The sequence below is a fragment of the Aristophania sp. ESL1100 genome (assembly GCF_058511235.1).
In genome coordinates this window covers 468374-484865 of record NZ_CP196394.1, presented here as the reverse complement: position 1 = coordinate 484865, position 16492 = coordinate 468374, and the positions used below count along the sequence as shown (strand labels likewise).

The following is a 16492-nucleotide window of genomic DNA, read 5'->3' as shown; positions in this document are numbered from 1 at the left end:
TTACCACAACAAAAAACGGGCCACCCTTTATGCAAGGACGGCCCGCCTGTCACGTTCCCTTCGACACAAGACGGAAGGGAAATAACATACTTACTGTAAAATTGCTCTTACAGAGCTGCCTGAGCCTTGCGGACAATCTCAGCAAATGCTTCAGAATTGTCAAAGGCAATCGCAGCAAGAACTTTACGGTCGATTTCAATACCAGCCTTGGCCAGACCGTTAATGAAACGGCTGTAGGTCAGGCCATGTTCGCGCACGGCAGCATTGATACGCTGGATCCAGAGAGCGCGGAAATCACGTTTTTTGTTACGACGATCGCGATAAGCATACTGAAGGCCTTTTTCAACGCGCTCCAGAGCAATACGATAGTTCGTGGAGGAACGGCCGCGATAGCCTTTGGCAAGTTCCAGAACCTTTTTGTGACGGGCGTGGGAGGTTTTGCCCCGTTTTACACGTGCCATGGTATCCTAATCTCCTTATGACAGCCCGTAGGGCGCCCACTGTTTGATTGTACGCGCATCCATCTCGGTCATGGTCTGAGGACCACGATTGGAGCGTTTCATTTTCTGGGGGCGATTGATCAGGCCATGGCGCTTATTGCCGGGTCCGCACATCACTTTACCGGTCGCGGTAATTTTGAACCGCTTTTTGACCGAAGACTTGGTCTTCATCTTGGGCATTTTACTCTCCCTGTAACATTCATTCAAACTTTCCACTTCATACGAAATGAAAAATCCCACGGCCGGGCATGCCACAATTCGCCCGGACGCGCGGCTGGTTTCTCCGTGCTTATAAGGAGCTTTTTCTTTCAGGGCAAGACAAAAAGAGCCCTGCCTTGCGCAACACTCCTCCCTCTAATCTCTGTATGCTACAAAATTTCATTTCTGTATTATAAAGAGATTATTAACGAAATAATCAGGTTAAATTTCCATAAATGATTCATAGTTAATTAATAATAAAGATACGATATATGATCGTTAATTATACTATTATTAATTATTTCATGAATTAACGAACTTATATGAATTTTTACCTGTATAAATATTCTTTTATAGAAGGCTCTTGCACCTTTTTAATATTCTTCTGATATATTTTCAGAGGGGAGGCTTTCTCTTCCTTTCCCTGAACAACAAAAATAGGGGGCGCTATGTCATCCATACCTGAAAAGAGAAATTCCGGGCTATCTTTCATTGCTCTTGGCGTTTCAGTCATTGGGCTGTTCTTCATCATTGGCGGCCTATGGGATGCCATTATAGGCGGCCCTCTCTATTATCTCCTTGCCGGAATTGGCTATTTCCTGACGGGTCTTTTCCTTTTCAGGAGAAACGCTGCAGGATTGGTTCTTTTCGCCCTCGTCATGCTGGGAACCCTGAGCTGGGCCATTATTCTTGTCGGGTTTGATTTCTGGTCCCTTCTTCCCTGGCTGGATGTTGCTCTCGTCGTTGGCATCATCCTTGCGCTCCCATGGGTGACACGCCCCTTATCAGCCCACATCATGACAACGGCTCCCCTCATCTCCATGATTATTGTGAGCCTTTCCATACTGGTTGCAAGCTGGTCGATGGACCCATCCGACATCAAGGGAAAACTTCCGACCCGTATTGCCAATACGGATCCTTATAACGGGAATCAGGTGCCCGACGATGAATGGCTGGCCTATGGGCGCACTTATGAAGGGGACCGCTGGTCTCCTCTGAAGCAGATCAATGACAAGACTGTAGGGAAATTAAAACTCGCCTGGGTCATGAGAACGGGGGATCACCCTACGGACCAGGATTCTGCTGAAGCTACAAATGAAGCAACGCCTCTTGAGTTTGATAACACCCTCTATTTCTGCTCACTCCATCAGAAACTTTTTGCCGTTGATGCCGCTACAGGAAAAGAAAAATGGGTTTTTGACCCGAAACTGGAGTCAAAACCCACATTCCAGCATCTGACGTGCCGCGGGGTAAGCGCACATACAGCGCCTGCTCAAGCGGTTGATTCGACGGGGGCGCCCGTGTCTCTCACAGACTGTGCCAAAAGAATCATTCTGCCTGTCAATGACGGTCGCATTATCGAGATTGATGCGGCAACGGGCAAAAAATGCTCTGCCTTCGGCAAAGATGGTGAACTTGACTTGCGTGTCAGTCATCAACCTTATGATGCCGTGGGCGATTATGAACCGACCTCCCCGCCGGTCATTACTGATAAATACGTCATTGTTAATAGTGCCATCACGGATAATGGCTCGGTACGTCAGCCTTCCGGCGCGACACGGGCCTATGACGTCTATACAGGCAAGCTGGCCTGGGTTTTTGATGCCGCCAATCCCGACCCCAATGAAATGCCAAGTGAAGATCACCCGGTTTTTCATGCAAATTCGCCAAATTCCTGGGGCGTTTCAGCTTATGATAAAGGGCTGAATCTGGTCTATATCCCTATGGGTGTCGGCACGCCTGATCAATGGGGTGGCTACCGGACAAAAGAAGCCGGACGTTACGTTCCGGGGATCCTGGCCCTGAACGCTGATAATGGAAAACTGGTCTGGTTTTATCAGACGGTACATCACGATTTATGGGATATGGATGTTGGCTCCCAGCCCAGCCTTATCGACATTGTGCAAAAAGATGGATCAAAAATCCCCGTCATTTATATTCCCACCAAAACAGGCGACGTCTTTGTTCTGGATCGCCGCACGGGCAAACCCGTTGTGGACGTCTCTGAAATCAAAGTCCCGCAACACCCTGTCACAGGGGATTATACAAGCCCGACTCAGCCTCATTCAGCCCTGAGCCTGCAACCCAAAGAACCTCTTGGAGACAAGGATATCTGGGGCGGCAGCACATTAGACCAGATGGTGTGCAGCATTTATTTCCACTCTCTGCGCTATAACGGACCATTCACGCCACCTTCGCTTCAGGGGACACTTGTCTTCCCTGGTGATTTGGGCATGTTTGAATGGGGCGGACTGGGGGTTGATCCACAACGTCAGATTGCTTTTGCCAATATACTGAGCATACCTTTCGTCTCGCAACTAATCCCTCGTGGCCCCAATAATCCCCTATGGCCCCCTTCTCACGCCGTAAAGGGCAAAGGCAGCGAAAGCGGTTTGCAGCATAATTACGGGATTCCCTACGCTGTAAAACTTTCACCTTTCATGAATCCTCTTTTGACGAAACTTGGCCTCAACATTCCATGCCGCACGCCACCATGGGGTGAAATTGCCGGGATTGATCTGACAACCAATCAGGTTGTTTATCGCCACCGTAATGGCACAATGCAGGATTCGCTGCATGGCTCCAGCCTGCCCATCGAGCTTCCACCTGTGACCATAGGTGTCCCTTCCCTCGGGGGCTCCCTTGTCACAGCCGGAAATCTTGCTTTCCTGACATCCACCATGGATCGTTACATCAGGGCCTATGATCTAACGTCAGGTCAGATTCTATGGAGTGACCGTCTACCAGCAGGAGCGCAGTCCACTCCCATGACTTACGCAATCAACGGAAAACAATATATTGTTACCTATGCAGGTGGACATTCGTCTTTTCATACAAAAATGGGTGATTATCTGATCGCCTATACACTTGATGAGGGAAATACTCAGACAAAATAGGAAAGAGGATTGATTTCAGGTCCATTTAACGGTTTTTTAAGATCGGGACGCCCTGGAAATAGGGCGTCCTTTTTTATTTTAAAAATCTCTCTTCACATTACAGAGCTTTAACTAGCCTTTTTTTTAAATTCGTCATAAAGTCCAGAAATCCTGTGATTTTACAGGGCTCATTTCCTATTCCTCATGAGGGGATTTATTATGACCTTACGTCGTTTTGCTGTTGCCGCTCTTGCCGTCGCCGCTTTCGGTGGTCAGGCTGCTCTTGCTCAGGACGCTTCTGAAGCTCCAAAGCATCACAAAGCTCATCACGCTCACAAAAAAGCTCATCATAAAAAAGAAGCTACAAAAGAGGCCGCTTCTCAGCAGACACAGGGTGATGAATCCAAAGCTGCTCCAGACGCCATGAAATCTGATATGGCTAAAGCTCCTGCTGACTCCGCTGCTGCTCCTGCTGCACCAGCACCAGCACCTGCTCAGTAAGTTCCGGACGGTCTTACATTTCAGTAAAAAACCCTGCTCCTTTAAAGGAAGCAGGGTTTTTTGTTGCCTTTACGTTTTTGAAAGACGATCAGGCAGAGTGAGCAAAACGTTGAATCGCCTGAGCCATTGCCTCCACACCGTTTCCTCTGTTGGTTGACAGGGCTTTCACCAATCCGAGGTCATGCAGAAACGTTGATCCTGTTGCCAGAATCTCCTCACGGGTTCTGCCTGAATAGACACGCAAAAGAAGAGCAACCAGCCCCTGCACGATTGACGCATCAGAGGCACCGGCAAAGAAGAGCCTGTCCTCCACTCTTTCCCCTTCCAACCAGACCTGACTCTGGCATCCAGGCACACGGTGAGCATCATTTTGCCATTGAGCTGGAAAAGAAGGCAGTTTCTTCCCCAGCTCAATGATATATTGGTAACGTTCCATCCAGTCATCGAAAAGGGAGAGCTCCTCACGAATTGCCTCGATCGCTTCCTGGCAGCTTTGTTCTTCAGGATTTACAAAAGGTGCCTCAGCATGGGTCATGACAAACTCTCTTCTCTTAGGGAACTGAAAAAGTGCTTTTTACAGAATGAAGCGACTTAAATCACCCTTTTCAGCCAATGGCGCCACTTTTTCCTTAACCTCCTGAGCTGTAATCCTGATCGCCTCGCCAGAACGTTCAGAGGCTGTGAAAGAGACATCTTCCAGAAGGCGTTCCAGCACTGTCGCAAGGCGGCGTGCGCCTATATTTTCAACCCGTTCGTTAATTTCTGCTGCCAGATCAGCCAACGCATCAATCGCATCTTCACTGAATGAAAGTGCAACCCCTTCCGTTCCCAATAAGGCAATATATTGCTTGATAAGAGAATGTTCAGGCTCCATCAGAATACGCCGTAGATCGTTACGGTCCAAGGCTCCCAGCTCTACCCGGATAGGCAGACGCCCCTGCAATTCCGGCAGAAGATCCGCAGGTTTGGCAAGATGAAAGGCTCCCGACGTGATAAACAGGATATGGTCGGTTTTAACGGGACCATATTTCGTATTGACCGTCGTCCCCTCAATCAATGGCAAGAGATCTCTCTGAACGCCTTCGCGTGAGATGTTCCCTCCGCGAACGCCTTGCTCGGATGAGGCGCAGACCTTGTCTATTTCGTCGAGAAAAACAATGCCATGACTTTGAGTATGCAGCAGGGCCTCATGATCCAGGACATCATCATCAAGCAGATTATCTGCCTCTTCCCGGCACAGCTGCTCTCTGGCACGGGCAACGGTCATTTTCCGTTTAACGGGTTTTTTCCCCATGATGCCACGCATCATATCGCTGAGATTAATCACCTGCCCGGGGGCAAGCCCTTGCGGCAGGTCACCATTACCCGCCTGGGCTTCTTTATCACTGCTTACTTCAAGCTCGATTTCCTTGGACTCAAAATCTCCATTCTGGAGCATCTGTCTGAAACGCGTGCGTGTATCAGCAGTCGCATCCTTCCCGACCAGAATATCAAGAATCCGCTCTTCCGCTGCTTTTGCGGCCTGAGGCTTAACTTCCTCACGCTTCTGTTTGCGCAACATGGAGCGTGAGACCTCAACCAGGTCACGGATGATACTATCCACGTCACGACCAACATAACCAACTTCGGTAAATTTGGTCGCTTCGATCTTGATAAAAGGCGCATTGGCAAGACGGGCCAGGCGACGTGCAATTTCTGTTTTACCGCACCCTGTCGGGCCGATCATCAGGATATTTTTCGGTACAATCTCCTCGCGCATCGCCCCATCAAGCTGCTCCCGGCGCCAGCGATTACGCAATGCAATTGCCACAGCCCGTTTGGCATCATCCTGTCCGACAATATAGCGATCCAATTCTGTCACGATATCTCTGGGCATTAATTCCTGACGTTTCATGAATTCTCTCCCTTGCCCATACCCAACGTTTCCACACGCACGGAATAATTTGTATAAACGCAGATATCTCCCGCAATTTTCATGGCTCTACGGGCAATATCTTCGGCCGAGAGTTCATCAAAAGGCAACAGCGCACGCGCTGCTGACAGCGCATAATTCCCGCCCGAACCAATCGCCACGATTCCATCTTCCGGCTCCAGGACGTCACCATTGCCCGTCAGGGTAAAAGAACGTTCCTTATCAGCAACGGCCATCATGGCTTCGAGACGGCGCAGGTAACGGTCAGTCCGCCAATCCTTTGCCAGCTCAACACAGGCACGTTCCAACTGACCAGGATAACGTTCCAACTTTGCTTCAAGGCGTTCAAGAAGTGTAAAGGCATCTGCTGTTGCCCCGGCGAAACCGGCAAGGATAGAGCCGCCCTGGCCTATCCGCCGAACTTTGCGGGCATTGCCCTTAATAACAGTTTGTCCAAGAGTTACCTGGCCATCACCAGCCATGGCAACCTGCTCTCCACGACGGACACATAAAATGGTCGTGCCGTGCCACCCGATCGGGTCATGCGAAGAATATGTCATCATTGTCTCCGTAAGTAATGTTTTGCTTCCATAACTCAAGAGGGGGAGGTGTGAGTTTTTTTCTCCATGACATCCTGCACAGCCCGTATCAACCGTTCCTGCGTAAACGGTTTGGAAAGAAGGGGGACACCTGCCAGGTCGAATTGTGCAACGTCACCACTCATAAAAAGAAACCCCATTTCAGGGAATTTTTCCTTGAAATAACGCGCACAGCTCGGCCCATCATGCCCGGGCATGCGCACGTCGAGCACGGCAAGGTCTGGCCTGTATCCTTGCGCAATCAGCTCTAACGCCTCTTCAAACGTGCCTGCCGTCTTTACAGAAAAACCATCCATTTCCAGAAAATTGGCCACGACAAGACGGACCATTTCTTCATCATCAAGCACAAGAATACGTGCTTTTTCTGACGTTGCGGACGTTTTGGCCCCTTCCTGTTCTATGGACCTGTTTTCCTGAAAAGCTCTCCGGATTTTTTGTGATCCACTCCCACCGTTTAAACCGGAATCAGCAGGCATGGCAGCCGTAATAGGCAGGTACAGCGTCATGGTCGTTCCCTGACCGCTTTTGCTTTGTACCTGAATATCTCCATGGCAGCGCGTTATAAAACCATACACACCTGAAAGTCCGAGACCCGTCCCCTTTCCCACTTCCTTGGTTGTAAAGAAAGGATCAAAAATACGGTCGATAATTTCCTGGGGGATGCCCTCTCCCTCATCGCTGACATCCAGCGCAACAGCATGACAGGACGAGCAGGAGGAAGGCACACCTTCAAGTGCATGCTCAACAAGACGCACCCTGATCTCTACCTTCCCACCACCAGGCATGGCATCACGTGCATTGACGCAGAGATTGAGAAGCGCCATTTCAAGCTGTTGTGGGTCAGTTAAAACCGGCGGAATTCCCTCAGGCACAGGGTGAATGATCAACTGGCACTTCTGCCCGGTCCCACGGAGGCTTTGTTCAAGAATATCCTGCAAATCAGCCAGACATTGCTTGATTGGCACGTCTTTCAGGTCATCCTGCCGGGAGCGTCCGAATTGCAGAAGACGGCGCGTCAGCGCAGCCCCTCGTTGCACGGCCTCCTGAGCCTGCGAAAGAATGTGCAGAGCCTGCTCATTGCCCTCACCAATATCATCTTCCAGAAGTTCCAGTGATCCTGAAATCGCTGCCAGAAGATTATTGAAGTCATGAGCAACACCTCCCGCCAGCGTCCCAAGGGATTCAAGCCGCTCTGCCTGACGCAACTGCGTTTCAACAATCACACGGCGCGTCACGTCACGATCAAGACATACCTGCCACATCTGATCGGGAGGCACATCTTTGGGCCAGGCAAGCGAAAGGCGGCTTAATTCGTGCCACCTTGTTCTGGTAGTTCCTTTCTGGGTTTCCACCACTTCAGGAACCAGACGTTCGGACTGTCCTTTCCGGGCGGTTTCCTCACGCATTTCCAGAATATCCTGCCTCAGGCTCCCGGGGTAATGCGTTAATTCCTCAGACCAGTTTTCAACCTTTTTATCGGGAAGATTGCTGCGAATGGCATGTCCCTCTGCGTCAGAAAAAACCAATCGCAGAGGCAGAGCGTCCATCAACCCCCTTAAAAGGGCCTGTTCGGTCCGCAAAGCCCTCTGGGAGAGAGAATGCTGCGTCACTTCCGCAACCAATGTGCAAAGCGCTCCGGCTTCCCACGGTTTGTGAATATAGGCCTGTACGTGACCATCATTCAGGGCTGAAACAACGGCATCAAGATCGGCATAGCCTGTGAGCAGAATACTTCTTGCATCTGAAATCTCTCCAGCCTGGGCAAGAAAACGGTCCCCCATCAGCCCTGGCATACGCTGATCAGAAATGATCGTTACAATTTCAGGATGTTCTGCCAGAAGCGTTAAGGCTTCATGGGGATTGGTCGTGCTGAGAAGTCTGTAATGATCTTCGAGAATATCACTTAAAGCTATAAGAATTTCTTCTTCATCATCGACCAGAAGAATCGTTGGCCTGTAATCATCAGGCAATGGGAATAAACGGTCCCTTTTTGCCAAACCTGTCGCCATTTATTTCACGCGTCCCTTCGCTCTCAGCCCTTCAGGCGTTTCTTCAACAGGAATAAAAAGCCTGAAATGAGTCCCCCTACGGCTCTCTTCCTGCCCGTTTGGGTCTTCCTGCCCTGGACCAACCTCAATGGTTCCCCCATGAGCTTCCACAACCCCATGAGCAATTGCCAGCCCTAATCCAGTCCCTTCTCCAACCGCCTTGGTCGTAAAGAAAGGGTCGAAAATCCTGTGACGGACTTTTTCATCAAGGCCCGGCCCATCATCACAGACCGACATAACATAAAAATTATTCTGTAAATATGTTCTGATCTCAATATGGCCTGATGGCATTTCCCCCGGACCGCTGATAGAGGCAATCGCATCTGCGGCATTGGAAATGATATTCATGATCGCCTGATTGATCAGCGATGCCTGACAAATCAGATAAGTGGGAGCCTCAAGTTTCTGTTCAACGATAATTTCCTTGCCCAGCTTGTGAGCCAGAAGCGTCAGAGTTGTTTCGAGGGCATCAGCAACATCCACTTTCTGAAAACTCGTTTCATCCAGGCGGGAAAAACGCCGCAAACCCAGCACAAGGTTCTGAATACGCTGCAAGCCGATTTTCATTGCCTTGAGGCGATCATATCCTTTTCCCAATTTCTGAAGGACATCATCCGGCAACGATTCTTTTTGCAGAATATGCAGATTTTTAGCCACGGTCTCAGCATGGCTTATGGTAAAGGCCAGGGGGTTGTTGATTTCATGGGCGATACCGGCCACCAGCTCACCCAAAGACGCCATTTTGGCGGTATGAACCAGCTTGGCCTGCGTCTGGATCAGTTCTTTATTCGTATTGGCAAGATCCTGGTTAGCCCGCTCCAGAGCATCTGCCATTTCTGCCTTGGCGCGAGCGGCTTCATAGGTAAGGGCGGCTTTCTGGCGCTCTGTTTCCTGCTGGCGGAAGCTTTCTTCCCCCATGCGGCGCTGGGCCAGAGTCCGGATGCGCAATGCCAGAACATCGAGCGAAATATCGCTGGGCACCAGATCATCAATGCCTGCTTCCAGAAAAACAACCGATGATTGCTGACGAAACAGGCCCGCTTCCACAATGCCCAGGATACGAAAAGGCGTCCCTCCTGCCCCCTGAATGGATTTCCTGCGCCTTTCAAGCAACTGACAGAAAGCAAGGTCATGACCACTTTTCCCCAGATCAACCAGTACCAGGCAATCAGGCGCAGCGCTCCCTCCCAGCCAGCCTCCCTCAATCAGATCAGAAGATCGCTCTACAGACGTGACGGTATAGCCATCACGCCATAAAAGCTCTCCCAGACCGGGCCCTTCATCCTCTTCTTCGTCATCCTGTTCTGCATCAGGCAATTCAAGCTGGGGATTATCCCAGAAACTTTGCAGCGAATCATCTGTGGGGGGGTTCACAATGACAATCCGCGCCCGTCTCAACTCCAGTGACGTTTCTTTCGGGAGACGTTCCACACCCGTCTGAAGCAAGGCCCGGATACGAAGTAATAACAGGTCCGGGTGAGCAGAACGTGAGATATAGGCATCAGCTCCGCTTTCCAGACCATCACGCTCCATGCCTGAAAGAACATCTTCCGTCAGCATCAAGACAGGGATGGAACGAAAACGGGAATCGAGACGAAGACGCCGGACCAGCTGCCCGGCGCTCATCCCATCAAGCCATGTACTCACGACAAGAAGATCGGGAACACGACCGTCTTTCAACCCGTTTTCCAGCTGAGGCAAAGCATTTTCCGCTGTGTCAACGCACGCCACCGTAAAACCTTGCGCACGCAGAAGCGCTTTAATCTTTCCTTTTTCCTCTCCCTCGGGCTCGACCAGCAGAATGGTGGTTTTTTCTACTTCTGAAGGGGAGAATATTTGCATAATAACCTCTTTATCTGCCAGGCAAGAGATAAGGGCAGGCTCATTGAACTTGCAGTTAACTACAACTGCACTAAAATCACAAACCCATCGGTGATACACGATCATGATGTACCGTCACACAAAGAGATTATGAACAAGGTCACAGGATATACGTTTATGGATCAATCTTCACACACCCAGAGTGACTCCCAGAAGGCCCCTTCGCCCGTTTCAAGATCTGAACGCATGGCCCAACCTCCTGGACCTTCCTCCTCTTTTCCCCGCCTCCCCGCGCATACTCCCTCTTCTGCTTCAGACTCTTTCGTCGTTTCGGGGGTAAAAACACTTCTCTGGGCCATCTTTCATTTTGCCTGCTGTTTTCTGCTTCAGGTCTGTGAATTATTTGCCCCGCTCATTTTGATTACCGGCTTTGGCTGGGCCTGTCTGCCGACATTGATCGGTGTGGTAAGCAAGAATGTTTCAAGCGTGAGTAATGACCCCCAGACAAAAGATCTCGTTGGCCATATCACCCAGTCCATTCCGACCAGACTTGAGTTTATGGGCCATGTCATCACCCCTCATGGGCTGATTTTCGATGGCTTTCTACTCATGGCAGGAGCCGCTTTCTGTGCAACAGCCGCCACCTGGCTGGGACGTCGCCTTTAACGACCCTCTATAACTCTTTTCCGCTCTATTAATGGCGACATCATGATTGATCTGCGCAACCTGACCTTGCCTCTTTCGCACGATTATCATCCACAAAAGCGACAGACACTCTCTCTCCACCTTGAAACCGGGAAGCATTACTGGCTGACCGGTCCAGCGGAAAGTGGCAAGACAAGTCTGCTTGAGATCCTTGCTCTGCAACGTAGTTTTTCATCAGGCTCTCTCAGCATGTTTGGTTTTGAGATCAATAAAAAGCTCCCTGCCGCAACTTTATCGCTTTTACGCGCCCGGACAGGCTACGTGGCTGACCAACCTGAATTTATTGAAAACTGGACCCTGTTTGATAATGTCGCTTTGCCTATGCGCCTTAATCACTATGACCGGAAGACCATTCTCCGTGATACAATGAGCCTGCTGAAATGGTTATCGCTTGATGACGCCGCACAAACCCTGCCTGGGAAATTATCTCATACAGAAAGGCTTAAACTCGCTATTGCCCGGGCGCTCATTATCAGGCCTGCTTTATTGCTCATTGATAAACTTGCCTTGAGTATAAACCCCACTTTACGGGACAAACTCTTGATCCTTCTCAAAGATATGATCGCTTCGGGAAAAACCATCATCGTAACGGCGACTGACACAACGGACATTATTCCCGCCTTGCCGGCGCCTCTCATCACACTCCCTGCTTCCAGCCCGGCGTCTGACGAGCCAGCGGTTTCTGTCCGTCTGGCTGAACGTTCTTTGACCCCCGGATATCAGAGACGGTGATATAAAGTGCCATGAGCCCTCTTAGAAACTTTCCACCGCTTGTTCCGCGCTTATGCTCAAATCTTCTCCCATTTTTTGCAGCATGTGCGCTTCTGCTCGTTGCGTCCGGTTTTAATGTCATGGTCGGAACAAGAACACTCGTCCAGAGCTGGCAAAATCGCCTGGTTAATCATGTTCTTGTGACGTTACCGCACTCATCATCCCCTGAGCAGACAGACAGTCCTTCGGAAAAAGAGACTCTCCTCCAGCTTCTCCACAACATCCCTCAGGGACGTGACGTAAAAATCATGACCAGAGGCGAAATCAGCCATCTGATGACCCAATGGGGAGGATCATGGACGGCTTCCTACCCTCTGGTGGCCAGTCTTACCTATAATGGGGACAGGCAGGTTTTTGAGAAGACCATTAAACAGACATTTCCACAGGCCATGGTCATTTTTCCGCCAGATATGATGCAATGGCTCCCAGGCGTTATCAAACCTCTTCAGCTGGCAAGTGGCGTCGTTTCGTTTTTCCTGATCTTTACAGGGGAAGCAATTTTTGCCCTGAGCTTTGTCCTCTCTCTCTCTCATGGCTGGCAGAAACACCTTGCTGCTATAAAAATCCTCTTTTACAGTGGGTGCCCGGAACGCGTTTTCTGGCATAGTGTGAGACGCCAGACAGGATGGCGTTGCCTCGTAGGAGGTTATGCAGGTCTCATAATGATGATACCACTTCTCAATAGCGTGGCCTCTATCTTGCGGCCTGTTCTTCACTTACCTGCTCAGCCGGACGGCCTGAGTGACATTTTCTTTCATAACCCCTTTGGGCCCTTCCTCACCGTTATCCTGCTTTTATGGCCCTTGCTGAACTGCCTGGCAGGATGGGGGATCGCTACCTGTTTTTTCCGCCATCCCTCCAGTCGTTTTTATGTATAAGGCCGGGAGCACTGCCAAACTACGCACTTGCGCAGTAAGGGCGGCTACCTGTCTGCTTAGCCTTTATCTTGTTGGCTTTATCATCTTCAGTGTTTCTGTCATGAAACAGACTTCAGCCCCTACTCCCCTTCTTTCGGGGAATTTTGACATTGTCGTGTTCACAGGCGGGAAGAACAGAGTCAAAACCGCTTTGACGCTCCTGGAACAAAATCCTTCTGCCCGTCTGCTCATTTCCGGTGTGGATAACAGGACTGGATTGCATCAGCTCCTTTACAGCACTGAGAACCAGGCATTTCCCGCTTATTTATATCCTCACATCACATTGGGACACCGCGCCCTCAGCACCACCGGAAATGCCGAGGAAACAGCTGATTGGGTCGCACAGAACCACAGCCATACACTCCTGATCGTCACGTCCTCCTACCATATGCCCCGCGCCCTGGCTGAGCTCCGCAAAGCCGAACCAGATGTGCAGTTCATCCCTTATAGTGTGCAATCTCCAGACACCGATCTGTTTTTCAGTCTGAGCGGACTTAAAATTCTGAGCCGTGAATATATAAAATTTACAGGTGTGCTTCTGCGGGATGTCCTTTAAGATTAACGCTTCTATTCAACCTAGGTAACATAAATTCATTTGCAGGAGATGTTATGAGCTTTCTTCGTGGTGCTGCTTTTAATCTTTACCTGCTGCTCCTGACCTTCACGATGGGCCTTGGCGCCCTGCCCATACGCTTTCTGGGCCGGGAAAAACTTGCCTTACATTACGCCCAGGCATGGTCTCGTGCCGTTTTATGGGGACTTTCCCATATCTGTTCCATCAAAATTGAGATTAGAGGACGCGAGAACCTGCCGAATGGCCCCTGTCTTATTGCCTCTCAGCACCAGTCTTTTTTTGATGGGTTTGTATGGATGAATAATGTCCCTTACCCTGCCTATATCATTAAAAAAGAACTGACGCGCATCCCCTTTGTGGGCCCTATGCTCCTTTTAAGCGGCATGATTCCCGTTGATCGCCAAGGCGGCTCCCAGGCATTGCGGGACATGATGGATGCAACCTCAAAAGCGCAGAAAGCTGGGAAACAAATTATCATTTTCCCACAAGGAACACGCACACTCCCCGGTCTCAAAGCTCCTATCCAGAACGGAATTGTTGCGATCGCCCGGCAAATTACGGGACCAGTCATCCCGGTCGTGACAAATTCCGGTCTGTTCTGGCCCCGCTCCCCCTGGCGCAAATATCCTGGCACCCTGATCGTCGCGATTGGAGAAGCGCTTCCTCCCGCCAAAGGACGAGACCTGATCCCGGCCCTCGACCATGCATGGGACGAGTTATGTGAAATCCACAACATTGCCTATCACTCTGTGGATAACTCTGTGGATTCAAAAATGGATAAAAAAGCACCCTCCCCATGACCTCCTGAAAAATCAGAAGGTTATGGTGAAAACACGCTCTTTCCTCTTTTTCCATAGTGCGTTTAAAAGCCGCAGAATTCCGCCAAACAAGGTTGGATAGCTCTTAAAAAGTCTTCTTGACAAATAGGAGGCTCATTTTTCCATGAACACAATGATGTTATTACAAACACTATACAAGAACTGGGGATAAAATCATGACCAATCACTCTTCGATTACTATAAAAGAGCGGACACCATCCTCTCTCAAACTAAAGATCTTTACCCTTATCGGCGTGATTGTCGCGATTCTTCTGATCATCGACACGGTCTTTTATTTCCAGTTCCAAAGCCGGATAAGCCATCACATTGATTTAATTAAAACCCAGGCCCGCTCATTAGGCGACAAAGCTGAGTTTAACATTACAAAACGTGGGGGCTGGCCCTTTGGTGCGTGGGTCAGAATAGACCAACCCAAATTTAGTGATAGCGATGAAAAAGGCACTGTTTCATTTCTTGGCACAGCAACACGGATCGGAGGGAGTTGGTCGGAATGGATGAAAGGATTTACCCGCTATCATGGAACTCCCATTACATTTGTCGGTAAAAACGTCATCGCCGTATCAGATGTGTCGGGCACGGCTACCATTCTTTTTGAAAATGGGCATTTCTATCAATCAGGCGATCCTTCTCATAAGGAATCCATCAATTCACCTTTTCATGTTCAGCTGATCCATATTGATTTTAAACAAATTGATCATACGGTCAGCTCAGTCACCTTTCATGATGTCAAAGGCCTTGTAAAATATAAGGGTGACACCACTGCACGGTCTACACAGGTCTCCCTGGAAAGTTCCAGCAAGCATGTTGAGACTATGTTCCATTATCAAAATACGCCCATACCACTTGAGGTCAGTCATATGCATCTGGCGTTTAACGCCCGTCGTGATGCTGATAAGGCGCTCGTTACGTTGCAGGATTATAGTTTCCAGATTCCTTCACTGGCACTTTCATCTCCCTCACCGGCATCCGGTCGCCCAGATAAGCCTACCCAAAACAGCAATCCGGTTCCTGCCATTGCCGTATCGGGCAAATATGCACCCGACACGAAATCAGGCGATATTACCCTCAGGATTGATGCCTGGCGTGACCTGATTCAATCAACCTATCATCATTTTGGTAAAGCGATTACGGGAAATGAGGTTTCTCCTTATGGAGATGCGTTATTAGCTAAGTTCTTCAGTGGCGATTACGATGAATATCGCAAGCCTCTTATCATATCAGCCACAATAAAGGATGATAAACTCGTCAATCTTGATATGGGCGTCCTTCAACCTCTTGTTGAAATGTTCTCTGAGCTCAGCAATTCAGGCAACCAATCTCAATAAAGGATCCAGCTCCATGCCCTCAATGCTGTGCGAAGTCGACCTGATTGCAATCCTCGTAACATTGGGGAAATCGGCTCCCATGGTTCTCATAAGAGGGCAGGATACGCTCCCCTCCGGCCCTCTTGATGCACAACGCGCCTCCCTTCAGCGCGGCTTTCATCATTGGGCTGAAAAACTGACGGACTGTGGTTCCATTAATGCAATGGAACAGCTCTATACTTTTGCTGACCAGACAGCTGATGGGGCTGCACGCCGCCTTATCAGCATTTCCTATCTGGCTATTTCGCGTAACCTTTCTGAGGATGCGACGGCTCTCAAGTCTTTTTATGAATATTTTCCATGGGAAGATCGTCGTTCTGAAAAAAATGCGGCGTCTCTTGAGGAACTTGTTTCACAATTACTGAAATGGGCAGGGCAGAATTCTCAGAAAATAGCACGTATTCATCATTATTTTGGTCTGCAGGCCAATGGATGGGATGATGAAAAGGTGCTTGATCGCTACGAACTATTATGGGAGGCCGGCCTCGTTGGCGAGTCATCAACCGGCGCCATATTACCTTTCAGCGGCTCTCCCATGGCGCATGATCATAGACGGATTCTGGCAACAGCATTATCGCGACTCCGTAGTAAAGTGCGCTATAGCGCCATGATCTTCAGCTTTCTCCCTGATATATTTACGTTTAATCAACTCCAGCATGCTATGGAAAGTGTTTCTGGCAGGCCTATTCATAAATCAAATTTCCGAAGACTGGTCCTTAATCAGAAATTATTAGAGGAAACCAGCCATTTTAAAGGCTCTTCCCCCGGTCGGCCGGCACGTTTTTATCGCTTTTGCCAAAAACGTGATGTGAGTTGTTACCTCGCTGGTGCTAATTTGCCCCTCAAAGAAAAATAATATTTCCTACA

General features: G+C 49.5%; 16 protein-coding genes. 9 read left to right on the top strand and 7 right to left on the bottom strand.

The genetic code is table 11. The annotated features are described in order from the left end of the window. Positions 1-107: 107 nt before the first annotated feature. Together rplT and rpmI are read right to left on the bottom strand one after the other, a co-directional pair. Positions 108-461 carry a 50S ribosomal protein L20 gene (rplT, locus tag ACSYSY_RS02380; RefSeq protein WP_489804958.1) on the bottom strand — a complete coding sequence of 118 codons (354 nt, stop codon included), beginning with the start codon at positions 459-461 and terminating at the stop codon, positions 108-110. 15 nt (positions 462-476) lie between these two features. Further along, positions 477-680: a 50S ribosomal protein L35 gene (gene rpmI / locus ACSYSY_RS02375; protein ID WP_489804957.1), complete on the bottom strand. Its 204-nt coding sequence runs from the start codon at positions 678-680 to the stop codon at positions 477-479. Between the two features lie 467 nt (positions 681-1147). On the opposite strand from rpmI, the gene ACSYSY_RS02370 reads away from it, so the two are divergent. After that, positions 1148-3595, top strand: coding sequence for a membrane-bound PQQ-dependent dehydrogenase, glucose/quinate/shikimate family (locus tag ACSYSY_RS02370; protein ID WP_491707731.1), 2448 nt, complete (start codon positions 1148-1150; stop codon positions 3593-3595). Between the two features lie 198 nt (positions 3596-3793). Continuing rightward, complete coding sequence (locus ACSYSY_RS02365; RefSeq protein WP_491707730.1) at positions 3794-4075, top strand: hypothetical protein; 282 nt, start codon at positions 3794-3796, stop codon at positions 4073-4075. Between the two features lie 88 nt (positions 4076-4163). On the opposite strand, the gene ACSYSY_RS02360 is transcribed toward ACSYSY_RS02365, so the two are convergent. Genes ACSYSY_RS02360 through ACSYSY_RS02340 form a run of 5 tightly spaced genes read right to left on the bottom strand, consistent with a single transcriptional unit; the run spans position 4164 to position 10476 of the window. Continuing rightward, positions 4164-4610, bottom strand: a complete 447-nt coding sequence (locus tag ACSYSY_RS02360) for a SufE family protein (protein WP_491707729.1) — start codon at positions 4608-4610, stop codon at positions 4164-4166. 39 nt (positions 4611-4649) lie between these two features. Then, a complete protein-coding gene (gene hslU, locus ACSYSY_RS02355) occupies positions 4650-5969 on the bottom strand; it encodes an ATP-dependent protease ATPase subunit HslU (protein WP_491707728.1) in 1320 nt (439 codons plus the stop codon). Further along, positions 5966-6550: an ATP-dependent protease subunit HslV gene (gene hslV / locus ACSYSY_RS02350; RefSeq protein ID WP_491707727.1), complete on the bottom strand. Its 585-nt coding sequence runs from the start codon at positions 6548-6550 to the stop codon at positions 5966-5968. The genes hslU and hslV overlap by 4 nt, the downstream gene beginning before the upstream one ends. A 32-nt stretch (positions 6551-6582) precedes the next feature. Beyond that, complete coding sequence (locus ACSYSY_RS02345; RefSeq protein ID WP_491707726.1) at positions 6583-8595, bottom strand: response regulator; 2013 nt, start codon at positions 8593-8595, stop codon at positions 6583-6585. Beyond that, positions 8596-10476 carry a hybrid sensor histidine kinase/response regulator gene (locus ACSYSY_RS02340; RefSeq protein ID WP_491707725.1) on the bottom strand — a complete coding sequence of 627 codons (1881 nt, stop codon included), beginning with the start codon at positions 10474-10476 and terminating at the stop codon, positions 8596-8598. A 225-nt stretch (positions 10477-10701) separates the two neighbouring features. On the opposite strand from ACSYSY_RS02340, the gene ACSYSY_RS02335 reads away from it, so the two are divergent. The 7 genes from ACSYSY_RS02335 to ACSYSY_RS02305 all read left to right on the top strand — a co-directional run bounded on the left by ACSYSY_RS02335 (position 10702) and on the right by ACSYSY_RS02305 (position 16481). Continuing rightward, a complete protein-coding gene (locus ACSYSY_RS02335; RefSeq protein WP_491707724.1) occupies positions 10702-11121 on the top strand; it encodes a hypothetical protein in 420 nt (139 codons plus the stop codon). Between the two features lie 42 nt (positions 11122-11163). Beyond that, complete coding sequence (locus tag ACSYSY_RS02330) at positions 11164-11892, top strand: ATP-binding cassette domain-containing protein (protein WP_491707723.1); 729 nt, start codon at positions 11164-11166, stop codon at positions 11890-11892. Positions 11893-11903: 11 nt separating this feature from the next. Further along, a complete protein-coding gene (locus ACSYSY_RS02325; protein WP_491707722.1) occupies positions 11904-12809 on the top strand; it encodes a hypothetical protein in 906 nt (301 codons plus the stop codon). 100 nt (positions 12810-12909) lie between these two features. Then, positions 12910-13404: a YdcF family protein gene (locus ACSYSY_RS02320; protein WP_491707721.1), complete on the top strand. Its 495-nt coding sequence runs from the start codon at positions 12910-12912 to the stop codon at positions 13402-13404. 53 nt (positions 13405-13457) lie between these two features. Continuing rightward, positions 13458-14222, top strand: coding sequence for a lysophospholipid acyltransferase family protein (locus ACSYSY_RS02315; RefSeq protein ID WP_491707720.1), 765 nt, complete (start codon positions 13458-13460; stop codon positions 14220-14222). 194 nt (positions 14223-14416) lie between these two features. Continuing rightward, a complete protein-coding gene (locus ACSYSY_RS02310; protein ID WP_491707719.1) occupies positions 14417-15586 on the top strand; it encodes a hypothetical protein in 1170 nt (389 codons plus the stop codon). 13 nt (positions 15587-15599) lie between these two features. After that, positions 15600-16481, top strand: coding sequence for an NUDIX hydrolase (locus ACSYSY_RS02305; protein ID WP_491707718.1), 882 nt, complete (start codon positions 15600-15602; stop codon positions 16479-16481). Positions 16482-16492: the final 11 nt, after the last annotated feature.